20 protein-coding genes and 1 pseudogene are annotated in these 17,937 nt (G+C 72.6%); 15 read left to right on the top strand and 6 right to left on the bottom strand.

The features are described 5' to 3' along the window. Positions 1-123: 123 nt before the first annotated feature. The 4 genes from ACIQKA_RS15865 to ACIQKA_RS15850 all read left to right on the top strand — a co-directional run bounded on the left by ACIQKA_RS15865 (position 124) and on the right by ACIQKA_RS15850 (position 3,860). Positions 124-1,065 carry an NADP-dependent oxidoreductase gene (locus ACIQKA_RS15865; RefSeq protein WP_383150129.1) on the top strand — a complete coding sequence of 314 codons (942 nt, stop codon included), beginning with the start codon at positions 124-126 and terminating at the stop codon, positions 1,063-1,065. Between the two features lie 33 nt (positions 1,066-1,098). Further along, entirely contained in the window at positions 1,099-1,731 is a 633-nt protein-coding gene (locus tag ACIQKA_RS15860) for an AAA family ATPase (protein ID WP_402541279.1), read from the top strand. 130 nt (positions 1,732-1,861) lie between these two features. Beyond that, positions 1,862-2,809 carry an FG-GAP repeat domain-containing protein gene (locus tag ACIQKA_RS15855; protein ID WP_383150133.1) on the top strand — a complete coding sequence of 316 codons (948 nt, stop codon included), beginning with the start codon at positions 1,862-1,864 and terminating at the stop codon, positions 2,807-2,809. A 160-nt stretch (positions 2,810-2,969) separates the two neighbouring features. Continuing rightward, positions 2,970-3,860: a glycoside hydrolase family 19 protein gene (locus tag ACIQKA_RS15850; protein ID WP_383150135.1), complete on the top strand. Its 891-nt coding sequence runs from the start codon at positions 2,970-2,972 to the stop codon at positions 3,858-3,860. A gap of 3 nt (positions 3,861-3,863) precedes the next feature. Here the strand turns inward: ACIQKA_RS15850 and ACIQKA_RS15845 are convergent, their stop codons facing one another. Continuing rightward, positions 3,864-4,103: a DUF397 domain-containing protein gene (locus ACIQKA_RS15845; protein WP_391094757.1), complete on the bottom strand. Its 240-nt coding sequence runs from the start codon at positions 4,101-4,103 to the stop codon at positions 3,864-3,866. Continuing rightward, the gene (locus ACIQKA_RS15840) at positions 4,100-4,936 is read right to left on the bottom strand and encodes a helix-turn-helix transcriptional regulator (RefSeq protein ID WP_402541277.1); all 837 of its coding nucleotides are present in this window, start codon (positions 4,934-4,936) and stop codon (positions 4,100-4,102) included. Before ACIQKA_RS15840 ends, ACIQKA_RS15845 begins: the two co-directional genes overlap by 4 nt. Positions 4,937-5,113: 177 nt before the next feature. On the opposite strand from ACIQKA_RS15840, the gene ACIQKA_RS15835 reads away from it, so the two are divergent. After that, on the top strand, positions 5,114-5,539 hold the full coding sequence (locus ACIQKA_RS15835) for a hypothetical protein (protein WP_402541480.1): 426 nt from the start codon (positions 5,114-5,116) through the stop codon (positions 5,537-5,539). Here ACIQKA_RS15835 and ACIQKA_RS15830 read toward each other — a convergent pair. Further along, positions 5,481-5,966, bottom strand: coding sequence for a MarR family winged helix-turn-helix transcriptional regulator (locus ACIQKA_RS15830; RefSeq protein WP_402541276.1), 486 nt, complete (start codon positions 5,964-5,966; stop codon positions 5,481-5,483). The two genes, ACIQKA_RS15835 and ACIQKA_RS15830, sit on opposite strands and share 59 nt — an antisense overlap. Beyond that, positions 5,963-6,568 carry a DJ-1/PfpI family protein gene (locus ACIQKA_RS15825; protein WP_402541275.1) on the bottom strand — a complete coding sequence of 202 codons (606 nt, stop codon included), beginning with the start codon at positions 6,566-6,568 and terminating at the stop codon, positions 5,963-5,965. The genes ACIQKA_RS15830 and ACIQKA_RS15825 overlap by 4 nt, the downstream gene beginning before the upstream one ends. A gap of 154 nt (positions 6,569-6,722) precedes the next feature. Here ACIQKA_RS15825 and ACIQKA_RS15820 point away from each other — a divergent pair, with 154 nt between their 5' ends. The 3 genes from ACIQKA_RS15820 to ACIQKA_RS15810 all read left to right on the top strand — a co-directional run bounded on the left by ACIQKA_RS15820 (position 6,723) and on the right by ACIQKA_RS15810 (position 9,636). Further along, positions 6,723-8,084 (top strand): aspartate aminotransferase family protein, encoded by a 1,362-nt coding sequence (locus ACIQKA_RS15820; protein ID WP_383150141.1) that lies wholly within the window; start codon positions 6,723-6,725, stop codon positions 8,082-8,084. A gap of 81 nt (positions 8,085-8,165) precedes the next feature. Next, the gene (locus ACIQKA_RS15815) at positions 8,166-8,867 is read left to right on the top strand and encodes a GntR family transcriptional regulator (RefSeq protein WP_383150143.1); all 702 of its coding nucleotides are present in this window, start codon (positions 8,166-8,168) and stop codon (positions 8,865-8,867) included. 115 nt (positions 8,868-8,982) lie between these two features. Further along, complete coding sequence (locus ACIQKA_RS15810; RefSeq protein ID WP_383150145.1) at positions 8,983-9,636, top strand: hypothetical protein; 654 nt, start codon at positions 8,983-8,985, stop codon at positions 9,634-9,636. Between the two features lie 33 nt (positions 9,637-9,669). Here ACIQKA_RS15810 and ACIQKA_RS15805 read toward each other — a convergent pair whose 3' ends face one another. Next, positions 9,670-10,407 (bottom strand): SLATT domain-containing protein, encoded by a 738-nt coding sequence (locus tag ACIQKA_RS15805; protein ID WP_383150347.1) that lies wholly within the window; start codon positions 10,405-10,407, stop codon positions 9,670-9,672. 293 nt (positions 10,408-10,700) lie between these two features. Here ACIQKA_RS15805 and ACIQKA_RS15800 point away from each other — a divergent pair, with 293 nt between their 5' ends. From ACIQKA_RS15800 to ACIQKA_RS15775, 6 genes are all read left to right on the top strand, one after another. Continuing rightward, a complete protein-coding gene (locus tag ACIQKA_RS15800) occupies positions 10,701-11,036 on the top strand; it encodes a YbaB/EbfC family nucleoid-associated protein (protein ID WP_383150147.1) in 336 nt (111 codons plus the stop codon). 106 nt (positions 11,037-11,142) lie between these two features. After that, a complete protein-coding gene (gene recR, locus ACIQKA_RS15795; protein ID WP_188271073.1) occupies positions 11,143-11,742 on the top strand; it encodes a recombination mediator RecR in 600 nt (199 codons plus the stop codon). 202 nt (positions 11,743-11,944) lie between these two features. Then, the gene (locus ACIQKA_RS15790) at positions 11,945-12,604 is read left to right on the top strand and encodes a DUF5063 domain-containing protein (protein WP_383150149.1); all 660 of its coding nucleotides are present in this window, start codon (positions 11,945-11,947) and stop codon (positions 12,602-12,604) included. A gap of 258 nt (positions 12,605-12,862) precedes the next feature. Then, positions 12,863-14,134 carry an aspartate kinase gene (locus ACIQKA_RS15785; RefSeq protein WP_062754156.1) on the top strand — a complete coding sequence of 424 codons (1,272 nt, stop codon included), beginning with the start codon at positions 12,863-12,865 and terminating at the stop codon, positions 14,132-14,134. 426 nt (positions 14,135-14,560) lie between these two features. Further along, positions 14,561-15,289, top strand: a complete 729-nt coding sequence (locus tag ACIQKA_RS15780; RefSeq protein ID WP_383150151.1) for a SigE family RNA polymerase sigma factor — start codon at positions 14,561-14,563, stop codon at positions 15,287-15,289. Continuing rightward, positions 15,286-16,638 (top strand): hypothetical protein, encoded by a 1,353-nt coding sequence (locus ACIQKA_RS15775; RefSeq protein WP_391094749.1) that lies wholly within the window; start codon positions 15,286-15,288, stop codon positions 16,636-16,638. Before ACIQKA_RS15780 ends, ACIQKA_RS15775 begins: the two co-directional genes overlap by 4 nt. A 165-nt stretch (positions 16,639-16,803) precedes the next feature. Here ACIQKA_RS15775 and ACIQKA_RS15770 read toward each other — a convergent pair whose 3' ends face one another. Further along, positions 16,804-17,544 carry an SURF1 family protein gene (locus tag ACIQKA_RS15770; protein ID WP_383150155.1) on the bottom strand — a complete coding sequence of 247 codons (741 nt, stop codon included), beginning with the start codon at positions 17,542-17,544 and terminating at the stop codon, positions 16,804-16,806. Between the two features lie 285 nt (positions 17,545-17,829). On the opposite strand from ACIQKA_RS15770, the pseudogene ACIQKA_RS15765 reads away from it, so the two are divergent. Then, positions 17,830-17,937 (top strand): annotated as a pseudogene (locus ACIQKA_RS15765) (IS5/IS1182 family transposase); the annotation flags it as partial.

Genomic DNA, 17,937 nt, shown 5'->3' with positions numbered 1-17,937 from the left:
TCCCGGAGTCGCGCGGCCGGGCCATCAGCGGTTGCCGGAGGTGGGGAGCCTCTGTGTAATGGCCACGAGGGGGCATCCGTACGAGGAGTACACGAGCAGCACCGAGCAGTGCAGGAGTGCCCCATGCGCGTCGTCGAAGTGATCTCCTACGGCGGACCCGAGGTCCTCAGGATCGCCAACCGCCCCGAGCCGGAGGCCGGTGACGTCCCGGGCCGGGTGCGCGTACGGCTCAAGGCCGCCGCCGTGCACCAGGCGGACCTGCGGATCCGCTCCGGGCAGTGGGCCGCCTTCCTGGGCGAGCTGGCCCCGCCCTTCGTCCTCGGCTTCGACTTCGCGGGCGTGCTCCTGGACGCCGCGCCCGGCCTCCCCGAGGGCACCCGGGTGGCCGGTTTCATCCCCTGGGTGTCGGAGGGGACGGGCGAGGGCTCGTACGCGGAGGTGATCCGCGCCGCCCCCGAGTGGCTGGCGCCGATCCCGGACGACATGGACTTCACGACGGCCGCCTCGGTTCCGCTCTCGGCGCTGGTCGCCGACCAGGCCGTCGACCTCCTGGACCTTCCCGAGGGCTCCCCGGTCCTGGTCAGCGGGGCCGGCGGGGTGGTGGGCCGCTTCGCCGTCCAGCACGCCGCCGCCGCGGGGTACCGGGTGGTCGCCCTCGCGGACGAGGACGTCCGGCACGAGCTGCTGAAGCTCGGCGCCGAGGAGCTGGTCCCGCGCGGGGACCCGGCGGACGTCGTCGCCAAGGTGCGCGCCCACGTCCCCGAGGGCGTCGCGGCCGTCCTGGACGCCGCGCTCATCGGCGCCCCGCTGCTGCCCGCCCTGCGGGACGGTGGGAGGTTCGTCTCGGCCTCCGGGGAGCGGCTGCCGGACCGGGTCCGGGACATCGACGTCACCGCGGTCCGGCCCCGCCCGGACGCGGCCCGTCTGAAGGCGATCCTGGACGGCGTCGCCGCCCGCGAGCTGGCCACCCGGACGGCCGACATCGTGCCCCTGGCGTCCGCCGCCGAGGCCCACCGCCGGGCGGAGGCCGGCCACCGGCCGGGCCGGATCGTGCTGCTGATCTGACCGCCGGCGCCCGGGGTTTCCTAGACTCCGGGGATGCTGATCTGGATCAACGGACCGTTCGGCGGGGGCAAGACGCAGACCGCGTACGAGCTGCGGAGGCGGCTTCCGGGGAGCGTGGTCTGCGATCCCGAGCACGTCGGCTTCGGCCTGCACCGCATGACGCCCCCGGGCCTCCGGGGCGACTTCCAGGACCTCCCGGCCTGGCGGCAGGGCGTGTACGAGGTCCTGGACCTGGCGCTCCGGAGGCACCCGGGCGTGGTGATCGCGCCGATGACGGTCGTGGAGCCCCGGTCCTTCGACGAGACGGTCGGGCGGCTGCGCGCGGCCGGACACGACGTGCGGCACTTCGCGCTGCTCGCCGAGCGCGCGACGGTCCTGCGCCGGCTGCGCGAGCGCGGCTTCGGGCACGCGGTGCGGGTCCTGGGCGGGAAGGACGCGCCGCTGCGGCGGGAGAGCTTCGCCGTGTCGAAGCTCGACCTGTGCCTGGAGCGGCTGCGCGGCGAGGAGTTCGCGGAGCACGTCCGCACCGACCGCCTGACGGTCCCGCGGGTGGCCGACCGGATCGCCGCCTCGGCCGGGCTCGACCTCACGCCCGACACCGGCGGCCCGCTCCGGGCGCGGCTGCGCCGGGCGGCGGTCGGGATCCGGCACGTCCGCTTCGACTGAACCCGGGGGCGGAGGAGGGGAGGCAGGGCGGAAGAACTCGTGTGCGTGCTGTCAGACCCGCGTGAGAGGGTCGTGATCACCGGTGGACGCAGCACGCGCCGCCGTGGGGACCTCACAGGGGGGACACCTGATGAAGACCGAACGACGTCTGCGCGCGCTCAGGGCAGCGCTCGTGACCACCGCCGTCGCCGTCGCGGCGGCGACCACCGCCGGCACGGCCTTCGCCACCGGAGCCCCGGGCGGGGCCGACCGGGCGCGGGCCGAGGCCGAGGCCCGGCACCGGGCCGCCGAGCCGCCGAAGGCGGGCGCGCTCACCGGCGAGCCCGGCACGGTGCACACGCCGTCCTTCTCGATGACCGCCGTCGACAGGCAGACGCAGAACCTGTACCTGTACTTCCCGGACGAGGCGGGCGGCTTCGACCCGCGCTACGACGTCGGGGTCTCCTTCGAGGGCTTCGTCAACTCGATCGACGTCGACAACGACAAGGACGGCTGGAGCGACGGCGGTTGGTCCCGCATGGTGGACGGACGGCTGTTCTACTCCTGGATCGACGAGGACCTCGAGTCCCACCGGAGGGACGTCGGCACGGGCTGGAACATCTACACCCAGGTCCTCTCGCCCGGCGACCTCGGCGGGGCCGGGGAGGCCGACCTGCTCGGCCTCGACAAGACCGGCGTCCTGTGGCTGTACCTCGCCTACCCGGAGGGCGCGCTCACCCCGCGCATCCGGGTCGGCGGCGGCTGGGACCAGTACACCCAGCTCGCGGGCCAGGGCGACCTGACCGGTGACGGGAAGGCCGACATCGTCGCCCGGGACAAGAGCGGCGTCCTGTGGCTCTACAAGGGGACCGGCGACTACAAGGCCCCGTTCACGGGCCGCACGAAGATCGGCGGCGGCTGGAACACCTTCGACCGGCTGCTGTCGGTCGGCGACCTCGACTCCGACGGCACGGCGGACCTGATCGCCCGCAAGCCGAGCGGCGACCTGCTCCGCTACTCGGGCACGGGCGAGGGCCAGACCGTGTTCAAGTCGCCGGTGCGGATCGGCACCGGCTTCCAGGTCTACAACCTGCTGTAGGCGGCGCGTTCCGGGCGGGCGGCCTCCAACCGCCCGCCCGGAGAAGCCCGTCGAGGCATCCCACTGTCACGATTTCTGGTCTAGACCTTGACAGGTCCAGACCAATCACGCTTCGCTGGCCCTTCCCGAACCCGGACCCCCCCACCCGGAAGGACGAGCGATGCTCCGTAAGCTGCTCACCCTGTTCGCCGCGCTCTGTACGGCCGTCGGTGTCGCCGTACTGGTGCCCGCGGCCTCGGCAGGGGCGGCTCCCGCCTGCGTGACGGCGTGGAACTCCTCCACGGTCTACACCGGCGGCAAGACCGCCTCGTACAACGGCCACAACTGGTACGCGAAGTGGTGGACGCAGAACGAGCGACCCGGCTCCTCGGACGTCTGGCGCGACGAGGGCGCCTGCGGCACCGGCGGCGGTGGCGACGGCGGCCAGAACAACGGCTTCGTGGTCTCCGAGGCCCAGTTCAACCAGATGTTCCCGAACCGGAACCCGTTCTACACGTACGCGGGCCTGGTCAACGCCCTCAAGTCGTACCCGGCCTTCGCCAACACCGGCAGCGACACGGTGAAGAAGCAGGAGGCCGCGGCCTTCCTCGCCAACGTCTCCCACGAGACCGCCGGGCTCTACTACATCGTCGAGCAGAACACGGCCAACTACCCGCACTACTGCGACGCCGGGAAGCCCTACGGCTGCCCCGCCGGCCAGGCCGCGTACTACGGCCGCGGGCCGATCCAGCTCTCCTGGAACTTCAACTACAAGGCCGCCGGTGACGCCCTCGGCATCGACCTCCTGGGCAACCCGTGGCGCGTCGAGCAGGACCCGGCCGTCGCCATGGCCACCGGCCTCTGGTACTGGAACACCCAGAACGGCCCCGGCACGATGACCGGCCACAACGCCATGGTCAACGGCGCGGGCTTCGGCGAGACGATCCGCTCGATCAACGGCACCCTGGAGTGCAACGGCGGCAACCCGGCCCAGGTCCAGAGCCGGGTCACCAAGTACCAGCAGTACACCCAGATCCTGGGCGTGCCGACCGGCGCGAACCTGTACTGCTAGCGGTCAGCTCTGCCAGGCGACGAACTGGCTCCAGGCGGCGGGCTCCACGGCGAACGTGGGCCCGCCGTCCTGCTGCTTGGAGTCGCGCAGGTGCACGGCGTGGGGGCAGGCGGCGACCTCGACGCAGTTGCCGCCGCTGGCATCGCTGTACGAGGACTTGCGCCACGCGAAAGCCACCTCGATGCAGTTGCCGCCACTGCTGTCGCTGTAGCTGGACTTGAACCACTGCAGGGTGTCGTTCATCTCCGTACTCCCGCCAACTCCTCGATGACGCCCAGCGACCTGCGCGGATCCAGGGCCTGTGCTCGGATCTTCGCATACTGCTGCATGTGCCCACTGACCTTCGCCCGGTCGGTGATCAGCAGGCTCTCTCGCTGCACCTCCAGGTAGGTCACCCGGTCGTGGGCCGAGGTCTCCACGATGTTCAGTTCGCCGTGCGCACCTGCGTACTCTCCGTCCAGCCCTGCGTCCATGGGTAGCACCTGAAGGTTCACGTTCCTCCTCCGCGCGCACTCCGCCAAGTACTCCAGCTGCTCCCGCATGACCTCGTTGTTCCCGAACGGCCGCTTCAACACCGACTCGTCGAGGATCAGCTCGATCTCGCACACCGGCTTCCGGTCGAACAACACCTTCCGCGCCATCCGGCCGACCACCAGCTCCTCGGTCCGCTCCGAAGTCGGCTCCGGGTGGCCGCCCGCGATCAGCGCCCACGCGTACGCCTCCGTCTGGAAGAGGCCGTGGACGACGTGGTTCGCGTACAGCCACAGCGCCACCGCCTTCTGTTCGATCGGCGCGTACCCACGGAACTGCTCCGGCAGTTTTTCCAGCCGTACGAGTTCCCGCAGCTCCTGGAAGATGCCCGTCCCGTTGCTCAGCGCCTCTTCGAGCTGCGCCAGCATTTCGTCGCTCACCGGCTGGATCATCCGCTCCATCGCGCTGATCGCCGCGCCGGTATAACCCATCTCCGTGCCGAGCTGTTCCTGTGTCATGCCTTTCTTCACGCGCATTCTCTTGGCCAACGACGCCGCCATCCGCGCCGCCGGGCCCATCGGTTCCCTGTTCTCCACTCGTGCCATCGCGCTCCCCATTCGAACTCAACCGGTCTCAACCGGTCTCAAATGCTCCCCGCCCAATTCGCCTGCATTCAAGCTGCGTTGACGCAGGTCGACAGAATGCCGACGCACCGTCAGCAGTCGTGGAAAACGCTAGCGTCGGCGCGGGAACATGTCCTGGTGATTGAAGAGAATCGGGAAGTGAACGTCGACTGGATTCCAGTTTCCGGATTCCAGCTTCGTAAGGCCGGCGTACAATTCGACGCCGTTCGAGTGGACGGCGACGACGGGCGTCGGCTGGCCGACTGGATGGAGGCGCTCACCAACGGCGATCCGGGGCCGGTCGTCATCGAGGCGAACGGGCGGCGCGGGGTCTACTTCCTGGTGCCGCCGGGGACGACGTCCCACACGTCGTGGCCGCGCGGGGTGACCCGGTTCGGTGCCGGGCCCGCGCACGTGAGTTACGTGCCGGTGCCCGCGCTGACCGGCCGGACCTGGCCGCTCGCGTGGCGGTGCCCGCCGACAGGACCCGACCGGTTCGTGCATCCGCTGCTCCTGAGGAGCGCCGTCACGGAGCTGATGGATCGGCGTCCGCCGCTCCCGGCGCAGACCCCTCCAGGGCCGTGAGGGCCCGGGAGAGGCGTTCCAGGACCCGTACGGTCTCGTCGAACGCCTCCTGCCCGCCCAGTTCGCGCTGGAGGAGCGCCGCGAGCTCCGCGTGGCCCGGGTCGACGCGGCGGACCGCCGCCCGGCCCGCCTCGGTGGGGGAGAGGAGCTTGGCGCGGCGGTGGGCCGGGTTCGGCTCGTAGGACGCGAGGCCCTCCCGTACGAGGAGGTCGGCCACGCGCTGGACGCTCTGGCGGGTGATGCCCATGACGCGGGCGATCCCGGCGACCGGCAGGGGTTCGGGGAGGACGGCCCCGAGGACCTGCCACCAGGCGGCGGTCAGGCCCGCGGGCTCGGCCAGCTTCTCCGAGACGGCGAGGAACTGGCCGTTCAGGCGGAAGACGCCCAGGGCCGTGCGGGACAGGGCGTCCTGCTGCGCGCGGCTCATCCGTTCAGTTCGGCGAAGGCCGCCGGGTCCGAGTCGTGGAAGAGGCGGAACCAGGCGTCCCGCTTCCCCTCGTACGCCCCGAGGCGGGCGAAGATCTCGCGGGCGAAGGCGACCGGCTCGGTCGGGCCCGCCGTGATGAGGTCGCCGTCCCGCACCGCGTCCGCGTCGACGTAGTGTTCGGCGCCCGCGTAGCCGGTGGCGGCCAGGTAGAAGGAGACCGCGCTGGTGTGGCGGCGGTCGTCGAGCAGGCCCTCGCGGGCCAGGCCCGCCGTGGCGCCGCAGATCGCGGCGACCGGGACCCCGGCGTCGAGGAAGGCGCGGGCCTTGGCGGTGAACGGGGCCAGTTCGTCGCCCTCGTCGTACTTCTCGGCCCCCGGCAGGATCAGCAGGGCGCTGTCCTCGGGGCGCAGGTCGGAGAGGGCCAGGTCGGGGACGATCCGGATGCCGGCGAGCGTGGTGACGGGCTCGCCGGCGACCGGGCCGACGGTCCTGATCGTGTGTCCCGCGCGGGCGAGCCAGGCCGTGGCGTGGCCGGTCTCCCAGTCCGCGAGGGTGTCGTAGACGGCGAGGTGGACGGTCGGGGTGTCGCTCTCGGATGCCATGACAGGAGACTGTCATTTCGACAGTATGCTGTCAATGGTGACGGGCCGGGAGCGCGGGGGGAGCGCCGGGAGAACAACGTGTCGCGTCCCTCCCGGTCTCGGTGGACAAGATGGCCATGGCCCTTCCCACCTGCGGTTCCTTACCCTCGGCCGCATGACCCCTCACGCCGCACCCGATCCGCAGGCCGGCGCCGCCGTCAAGGCCGCCGACCGCGCCCACGTGTTCCACTCCTGGTCCGCCCAGGGCCTGATCGACCCGCTCGCCGTCGCCGGCGCCGAGGGTTCGTACTTCTGGGACTACGACGGGAACCGCTACCTCGACTTCACCAGCGGCCTCGTCTACACCAACATCGGCTACCAGCACCCGAAGGTCGTCGCCGCGATCCAGGAGCAGGCCGGGAAGCTCGCCACCTTCGCGCCCGCCTTCGCCGTCGACGTCCGCTCCGAGGCCGCACGCCTCATCGCCGAGCGCACCCCGGGCGACCTGGACAAGATCTTCTTCACCAACGGCGGCGCCGAGGCCGTCGAGAACGCCGTCCGCATGGCCCGGCTGCACACGGGCCGCACCAAGGTGCTCTCCGCCTACCGCTCGTACCACGGCGCCACCTCCACCGCGATCAACCTGACCGGCGACCCGCGCCGCTGGGCCTCCGACACCGGCTCCGCGGGCGTCGTGCGCTTCTGGGCGCCGTTCCTCTACCGCTCGCCCTTCCACGCCACCACCGAGGCGGAGGAGTGCGCGCGGGCCCTCCAGCACCTGGAGGACACGATCGCCTTCGAGGGTCCGGCGACGATCGCCGCGATCGTCCTGGAGACCGTCCCCGGCACCGCCGGCATCATGACCCCGCCGCCCGGCTACCTCGCCGGCGTGCGCGAGATCTGCGACCGGTACGGCATCGTCTTCGTCCTGGACGAGGTCATGGCCGGCTTCGGCCGCACCGGCGCGTGGTTCGCCGCCGACCACTTCGACGTCGTGCCCGACCTGCTGACCTTCGCCAAGGGCGTCAACTCCGGCTATGTGCCGCTCGGCGGCGTCGCCATCAGCGCCGAGATCGCCGCCACCTTCGACGAGCGCCCGTACCCCGGCGGCCTGACCTACTCCGGCCACCCGCTGGCCTGCGCCGCCGCCGTCGCCACCCTCCGGGTCATGGAGGACGAGAAGGTCGTCGAGCACGCCGCGCACATCGGCGAGACCGTCCTCGGCCCCGGCCTGCGCGAGCTCGCCGAGCGCCACCCCTCGGTCGGCGAGGTCCGCGGCCTCGGCGTCTTCTGGGCGCTCGACCTGGTCCGGAACAGGGAGACGCGCGAGCCGCTCGTCCCGTACAACGCGTCCGGCGAGGCCAACGCGCCCATGGCCGCCTTCGCCGCCGCCGCGAAGAAGAACGGCCTGTGGCCCTTCGTGAACATGAACCGCACCCACGCCGTCCCCGCCTGCAACGTCTCCGAGGCGGAGGCGAAGGAGGGCCTCGCGGCCCTGGACGCGGCCCTCTCGGTGGCCGACGAGCACACGGTCTAGACCCCTGCTCGACCGCGTACCGGAGAGGTTCCCTCCGTCTGGATTAGGGTGTCCTGAGCCGGACGGAGGGGACCCACCACCATGCCCGCGAGCGGAGGCGTCACCCGCAGCACCCTGCGACAGCAGATCGCGGACGCGCTGCGTGACGAGGTGCTCGCGGGCCGTCTCAAGGCCGGGCGCGAGTTCACCGTCAAACAGATCGCGGAGCAGTACGGCGTCTCGGCCACGCCCGTGCGCGAAGCCCTCGTCGACCTCTGCGCGCAGGGGCTCCTCGACTCCGACCAGCACCGGGGCTTCCGCGTCCACCAGTACTCCGTCGACGACTACCGGCGGATGGTCGACGCCCGGATGCTCGTGGTCGACGGCATCTTCCGCCGCCGCGCCACCGCCCTCCCGGCCCCGCCCCCGGGCCCCGGGCCCGGCATCGGGGTCGCGCTCGTCTCCGTGCGCCGCCGGGGCGAGGCCGCCGCGCGCGCGGCCCGCGCCGGCGACCTGGACGTCCTCATCGGGTACGACATCCGCTACTGGCGCGAGCTGGGCCGGCTGATCGCCGCCAACGACCACCTCGCGGACTTCCTGCACCGGCTCCGCGTCCAGGCCTGGGCCTTCTCCGTGCCCCACCTGCGCTCCGAGCGGGACCTCATGGGCTGGCTGTGGGGCGGGCACGTGGAGCTCGTCGACGCGATCACCCGGGGCGACGCGGAGGCGGCCGTGACGATCGTGCGGGCGTACAACGCGCACGCCCTCGAGTGGGCGGACCGGCTGGAGCGGCGGGGCGAGTAGGGCGGGCCCGGCGGGTTGAGGGACCGCGTCCGGGGGCAGGTCCCCAACGGGTGGGCGTCGTCCGACGATCCGACTACCCTGGCCGTCCCTGCAACCGACGGAGAGCGAGCCTCCCTTGGCCTGTGACCTGTGGCTGGTCCCCCTCGTCGACGTGCTGTGCCACAGCCCCGACAATCCCTTCGCCGAAGAGATCGCCGCCTACGACGCCGTCCTCAGCGCCTCGGGCCTGCCGACCGTGCCCGTCTACGCGTACATGCCCGGCCTCTCCGGCGACGTCGCCCCGGTCGCCGGCTTCGACTACGAGGCCCTGCACTTCCTGCGCCGCGCCTACCTCCTCCAGGTCCACGGACTGCCGGTCGAACCGGTCGGCGAGCTGGGCGGGGACTACGAACAGCTCCTGGAGATGTTCGAGGCGACCGCCCAGCAGTCCCACCTGGTCTGGCACTACGACCACGCGGGCTCGTACGTGCCGGTCGACTTCCCGGCGCCGCTCGCCAGCGACGAGCTCCTGGAGGGCGGCGGGCCGCTCGGCTCCTCGCACGGGCTGCTGCGGGAGCTGCAGTTCGTGGCGCCCGCGATCGGCATCGACCCGGCGAACCCGCCGGCCGCCCCGCTGCCGCCGGAGCGGCCGACCGCCCTGGACGAGCCGGCCGTCGGCCCCTCCCCGCACGACCAGGGGCCCTTCGCCCGGGAGCGGCACGTGTGGCTGGGGCTGCACGCGGCGGCGACCCGGAGCCTGGCCCAGGGCTCGATGATCATCCTGAGCTAGCCCCGCTCCGCGACCGGCGCCCCCGGAGAGGCCTCAGCGGGTCTCCGGGGGGCGCTGGCGCGGCATGTTCGGCCGGGTGCCCGGCGGCAGCGGGAAGCGCCCGCCCGTCGGCTGGACGCTCTCGGGCCGGGACGGCACCACGCCGACCGACTGGAGCGCGAGCGGCGCCGGGCCCGAGCGGAACTCGACCATCCAGTCGGCGGTCTCCGCCCGCACCAGCTCCGTCACGTCCTCCGAGAAGCGGCGCAGCACCCCGAGACAGCGCTCGGCGGCCTCGCTGGCGGTGCCCTCCGTGGGCCCCAGGACCTCCCGGACGCTCTCCGAGGCCCAGTCGAACTGGAGCGCCTGGAGCCGCCGCTGCACCGCCTGTGCCGTCGCCACGTCCCTTATCCAGCCCGACGTCACCCCGAAGTACCGGTCGCAGGCCAGGCAGGCGGCGCCGAGCAGCAGCGAGAGGTAGCCCCAGCCGGCCGTGCCCGCCGCGACCCCGGTCAGGTCGAGCAGCGGCAGCGCGGCGCCCGCGATCACCCCGACGGCGGTGCCGATCCGCAGGAGCCGGGCGGCGCGGCGCTTCCAGACCCGGTCGGAGAGGTACCACTCGGCGGTGCGCAGCGCGCTCGCCTCCACCCAGCGGTACAGCTCGTCGAGCCGCTCGGCCGGCTCGCCCCAGTCCCCCAGGGGGAAGGGCCTGCCGGTCAGGTCGCGGCCGCTCAGGTCACGGCCGGTCGGATCGGGGCGGACGTCTCCCCCGGGGTGCCCCGGCGGCGGCATCTCCGGCTGCTGGCTCACCGGGGGACTCCTCTGTTCAGCTCAGCGCCTCTGCTCGGTTCGGCGCTCGTGTCGCTCGTGTCCTTCTGTGGCGTGCGGTGCACGTGGTGCCTGCCCTTCCTACCGCCGAATGGAGGGCGATGGGCCCGGAATCCCGGGATTTCCGCCCGTAAGTGGGTGTTGATCAGGTAGGGGAGCCCGCAGTTTCTCACCCGAAAGAGTGATGGAGGCGGGGTGGGCGGGGACCACGTAGGCTCGGCGTACCGAGCCAGACAAATTGACCCTCAGGAGTGACCGTGATTCCCGGTGGCGGCCAGCCCAACATGCAGCAGCTCCTCCAGCAGGCGCAGAAGATGCAGCAGGACCTCGCGCGGGCGCAGGAGGAGCTCGCCGCCACCGAGGTCGACGGACAGGCGGGCGGCGGCCTGGTCAGGGCGACCGTGACCGGCTCCGGGGAGCTGCGCGGCCTGGTGATCGACCCCAGGGCGGTCGACCCGGAGGACACCGAGACGCTGGCCGACCTGATCGTCGCCGCCGTGCAGGCCGCCAACGACAACGCGCAGCAGCTCCAGCAGGCCAAGCTGGGCCCGCTGGCGCAGGGCATGGGCGGCATGCCGGGCCTCGGCTTCTGAGACCCCGGTTCCGGGACCCCGGCCGCGGCGCCGTTCCCGCGGGGCTTCTAAGGCCCGGCCGCAGCCACTACCGTAAGAATCAAGCACACCCGAGAAGGGCGTTCCGTTGTACGAAGGCGTGGTTCAGGACCTCATCGACGAACTGGGCAGGCTGCCCGGCGTCGGTCCCAAGAGCGCGCAGCGGATCGCCTTCCACGTCCTCCAGGCGGAGCCGACGGACGTCCGCCGGCTGGCGCACGCGCTCCTGGAGGTCAAGGAGAAGGTCAGGTTCTGCGCGGTCTGCGGCAACGTGGCACAGCAGGAGCAGTGCAACATCTGCCGGGACCCGCGCCGGGACCTGACCGTCATCTGCGTGGTCGAGGAGCCCAAGGACGTCGTGGCGATCGAGCGGACGCGAGAGTTCCGCGGGCGCTACCACGTCCTCGGCGGCGCGATCAGCCCCATCGAGGGCGTCGGCCCGGACGACCTGCGCATCCGGGAGCTGCTCGCGCGGCTCGCGGACGGCACGGTCACCGAGCTGATCCTCGCGACCGACCCGAACCTGGAGGGCGAGGCCACCGCGACGTACCTGGCGCGGATGATCAAGCCCATGGGCCTGCGGGTCACCCGGCTCGCGAGCGGCCTCCCGGTCGGCGGCGACCTGGAGTACGCGGACGAGGTGACCCTGGGCCGCGCCTTCGAGGGCCGGAGGCTGCTGGATGTATGACGACGCCGGGGGTGTCTTGTGGGTCAGGCCGGATCAGGGAGCGGCGCCTGGCGCCGTGGATCGCAGGGCGGAGGAGGGAGTCATGGCGGAACCATGGCGAGTGACGACAACGCGGCGAGGCGCGGTGCCAGGCGCCGCGAGCCCGGCATGACCCACAAGACACCCCCGGCCCACGCGTGGGTGCTCCGAGGAAGGCAGCTCGATGTCTGACCCCACACTGCACTCCGTCACGCAGGACCCCGACGACTTCGCGGTCCAGATCGCCGACTCCATCGAGAGCTTCATCGTCGCGACCACCGAGGTGGCCAAGGGCGACGAGCCGGACAGCACAGTGCCCTTCCTGCTCCTGGAGGTCTCCCAGCTCCTCCTGGCGGGCGGCCGGCTCGGGGCGCACGAGGACATCGTCCCGGACGAGCGCTACGAGACGGACACCGGTCCGGAGCCGGACGCGGACGACCTGCGCGAGCGGTTCGCCGCCCTCCTGGAACCGGTCGACGTCTTCTCCGAGGTCTTCGACCCGTACGAGCCCCGCAAGGCCCCGGTCCCGGCCCGGATCTCCGACAACCTGGCCGACATCGTCGCCGACCTGAGCCACGGACTGGCCCACTACCGGGCGGGCCGGACCAGCGAGGCCCTGTGGTGGTGGCAGTTCTCGTACTTCTCCAACTGGGGCCCGACCGCCTCGGCCACCCTCCGCGCCCTCCAGTCCCTCGTCGCCCACGTCCGCCTCGACCAGCCGCTCGCCGCCCTGGACGGCCTCGACACGGACGAGGACCTCGGCGACGACGACCTGGCGGAGGAGGCGGGCCGGGTGATGATCCGCGAGATCGCGGGACCGCTGGGGCTGGGTCTGCGGCAGTAGCGCGGGCGGGGACGGTCCGTGGAAGGCGCGGACGGGGACGGCTCCCGGAAGTGGCGCGCGGGCGGGGACGGCCCCCGGGAGCGGCGCACAGGGGCGGGAACGGTCTCCGGAAGGGACCGTTCCGGCGCATTTCAGTCAGGTGATCACCTGCTGAGCGGCTTGTCTCACCATTCGGTATCTCGTAGGCGTTTTCGAGTCCCTCGTTAGACTGAGCCGATCGCAGCGCCGGCTGCGGCACAGACTGAGCGAGGAGCGCACGTGGGCCTTGTCGTGCAGAAGTACGGAGGCTCCTCCGTTGCCGATGCCGAAGGCATCAAGCGCGTCGCCAAGCGGATCGTGGACGCCAAGAAGAACGGCCACCAGGTGGTCGTCGTGGTTTCCGCGATGGGCGACACGACGGACGAGCTGATCGATCTCGCCGGGCAGGTATCCCCGATTCCTTCCGGGCGTGAGTTCGACATGCTGCTGACCGCCGGGGAGCGGATCTCCATGGCCCTGCTGGCCATGGCGATCAAAAACCTGGGCCACGAGGCCCAGTCGTTCACCGGCAGCCAGGCCGGTGTCATCACCGACTCGGTCCACAACAAGGCGCGCATCATCGATGTCACGCCGGGCCGGATCCGCACCGCCCTCGACGAGGGCAACATCGCCATCGTCGCCGGCTTCCAGGGCGTGTCCCAGGACAAGAAGGACATCACCACCCTCGGCCGCGGCGGCTCGGACACCACCGCCGTGGCGCTCGCCGCCGCGCTCGACGCCGAGGTCTGCGAGATCTACACCGACGTCGACGGCGTGTTCACCGCCGACCCGCGCGTGGTGAAGAAGGCGAAGAAGATCGACTGGATCTCCTTCGAGGACATGCTGGAGCTCGCCGCCTCCGGCTCCAAGGTGCTGCTGCACCGCTGCGTCGAGTACGCGCGCCGTTACAACATCCCGATCCACGTCCGCTCGTCCTTCTCCGGACTCCAGGGCACGTGGGTCAGCAACGAACCGACAGGGGACTCCAAGGTGGAGCAGGCCATCATCTCGGGTGTCGCCCACGACACCTCCGAGGCGAAGATCACCGTCGTCGGCGTGCCGGACAAGCCGGGCGAGGCCGCGGCCATCTTCCGCGCCGTCGCGGACGCCGAGATCAACATCGACATGATCGTCCAGAACGTGTCCGCCGCCTCCACCGGCCTCACGGACATCTCCTTCACCCTCCCCAAGGCCGAGGGCCGCAAGGCCATCGACGCCTTGGAGAAGGCGAAGAGCGCGATCGGCTTCGACTCGCTGCGCTACGACGACCAGATCGGCAAGATCTCCCTGGTCGGCGCCGGCATGAAGACCAACCCGGGCGTCACCGCGGACTTCTTCCGCGCGCTCTCCGACGCGGGCGTGAACATCGAGCTGATCTCGACCTCCGAGATCCGCATCTCGGTCGTCACCCGCGCCGACGACGTCAACGAGGCCGTGCGCGCCGTCCACACCGCCTTCGGCCTGGACAGCGACTCGGACGAGGCCGTGGTCTACGGCGGCACCGGGCGCTGACCCCGCCCGTTCCGCCTGTTCTTCCCCGTCTCCCCCCGTGCGGCGGCCCGCGGCCGTCCGCCCGGGGGGAGACGTGCGTCACGCGGTCCCGGATCGGGGGACGCGGGTCGGGAGCCCCGGACGGGAGTCGCGCGCCGGGAGCCGTGTGTCATGGATTTGTGTGATCTGTGAACGACCTGTGAGCAAATAGGCGTCAGATATCCCTTGAACTGCGACGATGTCCTGGACGACGATGCACTTCCCCCTTGCTGCAACCAGTAGTTGGGCGGGGCGCGTCTCAGCGGGCACCCATGGGCGTGCGGCGCCGGGCGCGCTGTGAAAGCGGGGCATCGGGGGAGAACGGTTGCGCATGAGGACGAACAACCCGTCGTCGAAAAGGACGGCGAGCGCGTACAACCCTGCCGGGGGTGGGCGTGTCCAACAGGCGTGGCAGAGGTACTCGACATCGCGACCATCGCCCCGCTGCGCGGCGCGGGCACGGCGTTGCTCCCCGCACGGAGCGGCGTCGCCGGCACCGTGCGCGGACCCGTCGTCGCCCCCTTCCGGCGTCCGCGGGCCCTCGGCGGGATGCCGGTGATCGCTCCCGTGTCCACCGATTCCCGGCCCCACCGGGTGGACGGCGTTCCGTCGCCGCGCACGAGCGGCGAGGACGCCCCGGCCGTCGGCACCACCGTCGACCACCTCACCGAGACCTACCGCGCCCACTACCGGTCGCTCCTCGGACTCGCCGCGCTGCTCCTCGACGACACGGCCTCCTGCGAGGACGTGGTCCAGGAGGCGTTCATCCGCGTCCACTCGGCCCGCAAGCGGGTCCGCGAACCGGAGAAGACGCTCGCCTACCTGCGCCAGACCGTCGTGAACCTCTCCCGGTCCACGCTGCGCCGCCGCATCCTCGGCCTCAAGCTCCTCTCGAAGCCGATGCCGGACATGGCCAGCGCGGAGGAGGGGGCGTACGACCTGCTGGAGCGCGACGACCTGATCAAGGCCATGCGCGGGCTCCAGCGGCGCCAGCGCGAGGTGCTCGTGCTGCGCTACTTCGCCGACATGACCGAGGCCCAGGTCGCCGAGACGCTGGGGATATCCCTGGGCTCGGTGAAGGCGTACGGCTCGCGGGGCATCGCGGCCCTGCGCGTCACGATGGGAGCGACGTCGTGAGCGGGGCGCGCGGCGAGAAGGGCAGGATCCCCGAGGAGGGGGCCGCCGAGGACGCGGTGACCCCGGAGGGCCGCGAGGCCCCCGAGGGGGGCGCGCCCGCCGAGGACCGCACCGAGGACCACGGGGAGGCCGGGGAGCCCGAGGAACGCGGGACGGGCGCCGGGGGCGACGGGGGCCGTAAGGTCGCCGGGGGCCCCGGGACCCGTGCCCGGGACGAACGTGACGATCTGAGTGGACAGCGCATGGTGAACATCGAGTCCGGGCCCGGCGAGGGCGACGGGGACGAGGAGCTGGCGCTGCGGCGGATGCTCCACGGCGCCGTGGAGGGGCTGGAGCCCTCCCCCGGCTCGCTGGAGCACCTGCGCCGCGCCGTGCCCGCCCGGCGCGCCCGCAAGCGGCAGGCCGTCGTCGGCGCCGCGGCCGCCGCCGTCCTCATCGGAACGGCCGTGCCGGCCTTCGTGCACGTCGCCTCCTCGGAGGGCACCACCACCGCCAGTCCCGTGAACGCCGGTCACGGCGAGGAGGCCCAGGGCGGCACCGGCACCGAGACCGGCATCGAGGGCGGCCAGAGCGCCAAGACCCCCGCGAGCAGCGCCTCCCCGAGCCGGGACGGCGAGGAGGGCGCGGCCGACGGCTCCTCCGGCGAGCCGGAGACCGACGCCGGGGCGTCCGGCGAGGCCTCCGGGGACGCGCAGGAGATCGACCCCCGGACCGACCGCTGCACCCCCGGCCAGCTCTCCGGCGGAGGCGCGCGGTCCGGCGGACCCGACGCCGAGGGCAAGGTGTACGGCAGCTTCCGCGTCGTCAACGTCTCCGGCACCGCCTGTGTCGTGGACGGCGCCGGGACCGTCGGCTTCGAGGCCCGGGGAGCGGCCGACCCCGGACGCATCGCGGTGGTCCGGAGCACCGCGTCCGGCGAGGGCGGCGGACTGTCCGGCGCCGCGCGGGAGTCCTCCCGCCTCCTCCTGAAGCCGGACGGCTCCTACGAGGTGAAGTTCGTCTGGGTGCCCAGCGAGACCTGTCCGACGACCGGGACCACCCCGACGCCGACCCCGACCGCCCCCGTCGACCCGCCGACCACTCCGCCGCCGACGCCCGTGCCGACCGAGCCCACCGGCAACCCCGACCCCAGCGGGGGCCCGGGGCCCGGCGGAACCGGCGGCAGCCCGGAGCCGGGACCGGCCGACGGCGGCCCGGCAGCCCAGCTGCTCCCGGCGGCCGGCGGCCCGGCGGACGGCAGCGTCGTGGTCAGCCACACCGCGGAGCCCGGCGGCCCCTCGATGTCGGCCGTCGTCCCCCACGCCTGCTCCGGCACGGTCTACCGCACCGGCCTCATCGGCACCCCCTGAGCCGCCCCCCGGGGCACGACACGAGTCCCCGGGGCCTCCGGAGCCGGGCGGCTGCCGAGCGCCCGGGGCGCCGGGTCCCACGCCGGGACCCACGGGCCTTGCCGGGTCCTTCGAGCCTTGCCGGGTGCCGGGTGCCGGGTGCCGGGCCTCACCGGGCCCTGGGCCCTACAGCCCCAGCGCCTCGTCCCGGGACGCCTCCGCCTCGCGGCGGACCAGGCGGAACCACATGAAGAGCACGAAGCCGGCGAAGACGAACCACTCCGCCGTGTAGCCGAGGTTCTGGAACGCCTTCGCGTCCAGACCCGTGCCCGCGGCGGCCGCCGCGGGGACCGGGGTGAGACCGGCGGGGGAGTCCGCGAGGGTGATCCAGGCGTCGTAGACGTCGTCCGTCACCACGTTCACCAGGGATGCCGCGCTGATCATGCCGAGCTGCCCCTCGGGCAGCCCGCCCGCCGCGCGGACGCCCTTCGATCCCTGGTTCTCCGAGGCCTGGAGCGCGCCCACCACGGTGACCTCGCCGGACGGCGGGACGGGCGCACGGGCGCCCTCCGGGAGCCAGCCACGGACCACCGGGAGCGACCGGCCGCCGTCCGTCCGCAGCAGCGTCAGGACGTACGACCCGGTCCGGCCGTCCAGCTCGCGGCCCGGCACGAGGAACTGGTCCCCGAACCGGCCGCGCGCCTCGGCCGTGCGGCCCGAGGTCTCCTTGTCCACCGGGAGCAGCGCGTCCAGCGGCTCGGCCTTCGCCCCGCTCGGCACGACCCGCTGCTCCGCCTCCTGGTGGGAGTCGACGCGGTCCTCGAACTTCCCCAGCTGCCAGGTCCCCATGAAGACGCAGAACGGGATCGCGAGGAGGACGAAGAGGTTGATCCCCCACCAGCGGGGAGTTCTCAGGAACCGGTACACGCCCCCACGGTACGCAAGGCCGCTCGGCCCCCCGTCGGCCGGGTGCCCGACCGGGGCGTGTCCGGCGGATCGGGTCCGGGGCGGGCCAGGACGGGCCGGGGCGGGGCCGTGGCGGGGACGGGGCGCCGCACCGGACACCATGGCCTGTCCGACCCCGATCCGCCGCACCGGACACCGCGGCCTGTCCGACCCCGATCCGCCGGACACCGCTCCCCGATCCGGCCCGATCGGCAAGGCGCCCCTAAAGGGTGTTGCAGAAGGCTCAGTTCTGGGCATTTTGCCTGTATGGGCGGGGTGTTGCGGGCTGAGCCGTTGTGGGTGGAGACGTTCACGGGCTTGCGGATGGACCGGTTCGCGAAGCTGGTGAAGGCGGTGCGTGAACGGGGCGGGAAC

It is taken from the genome of Streptomyces sp. NPDC092045 (assembly GCF_044756005.1).
Lineage (GTDB): Bacteria > Actinomycetota > Actinomycetes > Streptomycetales > Streptomycetaceae > Streptomyces.
Note: the sequence above shows the minus strand (reverse complement) of the source record. Positions and strands in the feature narration are given on the sequence as shown.

Excerpts from the sequence above, each read along its gene's own strand:
- ACIQKA_RS15865 (WP_383150129.1), top strand. The coding sequence starts at position 124 with ATGCGCGTCGTCGAAGTGATCTCCTACGGCGGACCCGAGGTCCTCAGG.
- ACIQKA_RS15860 (WP_402541279.1), top strand. The coding sequence starts at position 1,099 with ATGCTGATCTGGATCAACGGACCGTTCGGCGGGGGCAAGACGCAGACC.
- ACIQKA_RS15855 (WP_383150133.1), top strand. The coding sequence starts at position 1,862 with ATGAAGACCGAACGACGTCTGCGCGCGCTCAGGGCAGCGCTCGTGACC.
- ACIQKA_RS15850 (WP_383150135.1), top strand. The coding sequence starts at position 2,970 with ATGCTCCGTAAGCTGCTCACCCTGTTCGCCGCGCTCTGTACGGCCGTC.
- ACIQKA_RS15845 (WP_391094757.1), bottom strand. The coding sequence starts at position 4,103 with ATGAACGACACCCTGCAGTGGTTCAAGTCCAGCTACAGCGACAGCAGT.
- ACIQKA_RS15840 (WP_402541277.1), bottom strand. The coding sequence starts at position 4,936 with ATGGCACGAGTGGAGAACAGGGAACCGATGGGCCCGGCGGCGCGGATG.
- ACIQKA_RS15830 (WP_402541276.1), bottom strand. The coding sequence starts at position 5,966 with ATGAGCCGCGCGCAGCAGGACGCCCTGTCCCGCACGGCCCTGGGCGTC.
- ACIQKA_RS15825 (WP_402541275.1), bottom strand. The coding sequence starts at position 6,568 with ATGGCATCCGAGAGCGACACCCCGACCGTCCACCTCGCCGTCTACGAC.
- ACIQKA_RS15820 (WP_383150141.1), top strand. The coding sequence starts at position 6,723 with ATGACCCCTCACGCCGCACCCGATCCGCAGGCCGGCGCCGCCGTCAAG.
- ACIQKA_RS15815 (WP_383150143.1), top strand. The coding sequence starts at position 8,166 with ATGCCCGCGAGCGGAGGCGTCACCCGCAGCACCCTGCGACAGCAGATC.
- ACIQKA_RS15805 (WP_383150347.1), bottom strand. The coding sequence starts at position 10,407 with ATGCCGCCGCCGGGGCACCCCGGGGGAGACGTCCGCCCCGATCCGACC.
- ACIQKA_RS15790 (WP_383150149.1), top strand. The coding sequence starts at position 11,945 with ATGTCTGACCCCACACTGCACTCCGTCACGCAGGACCCCGACGACTTC.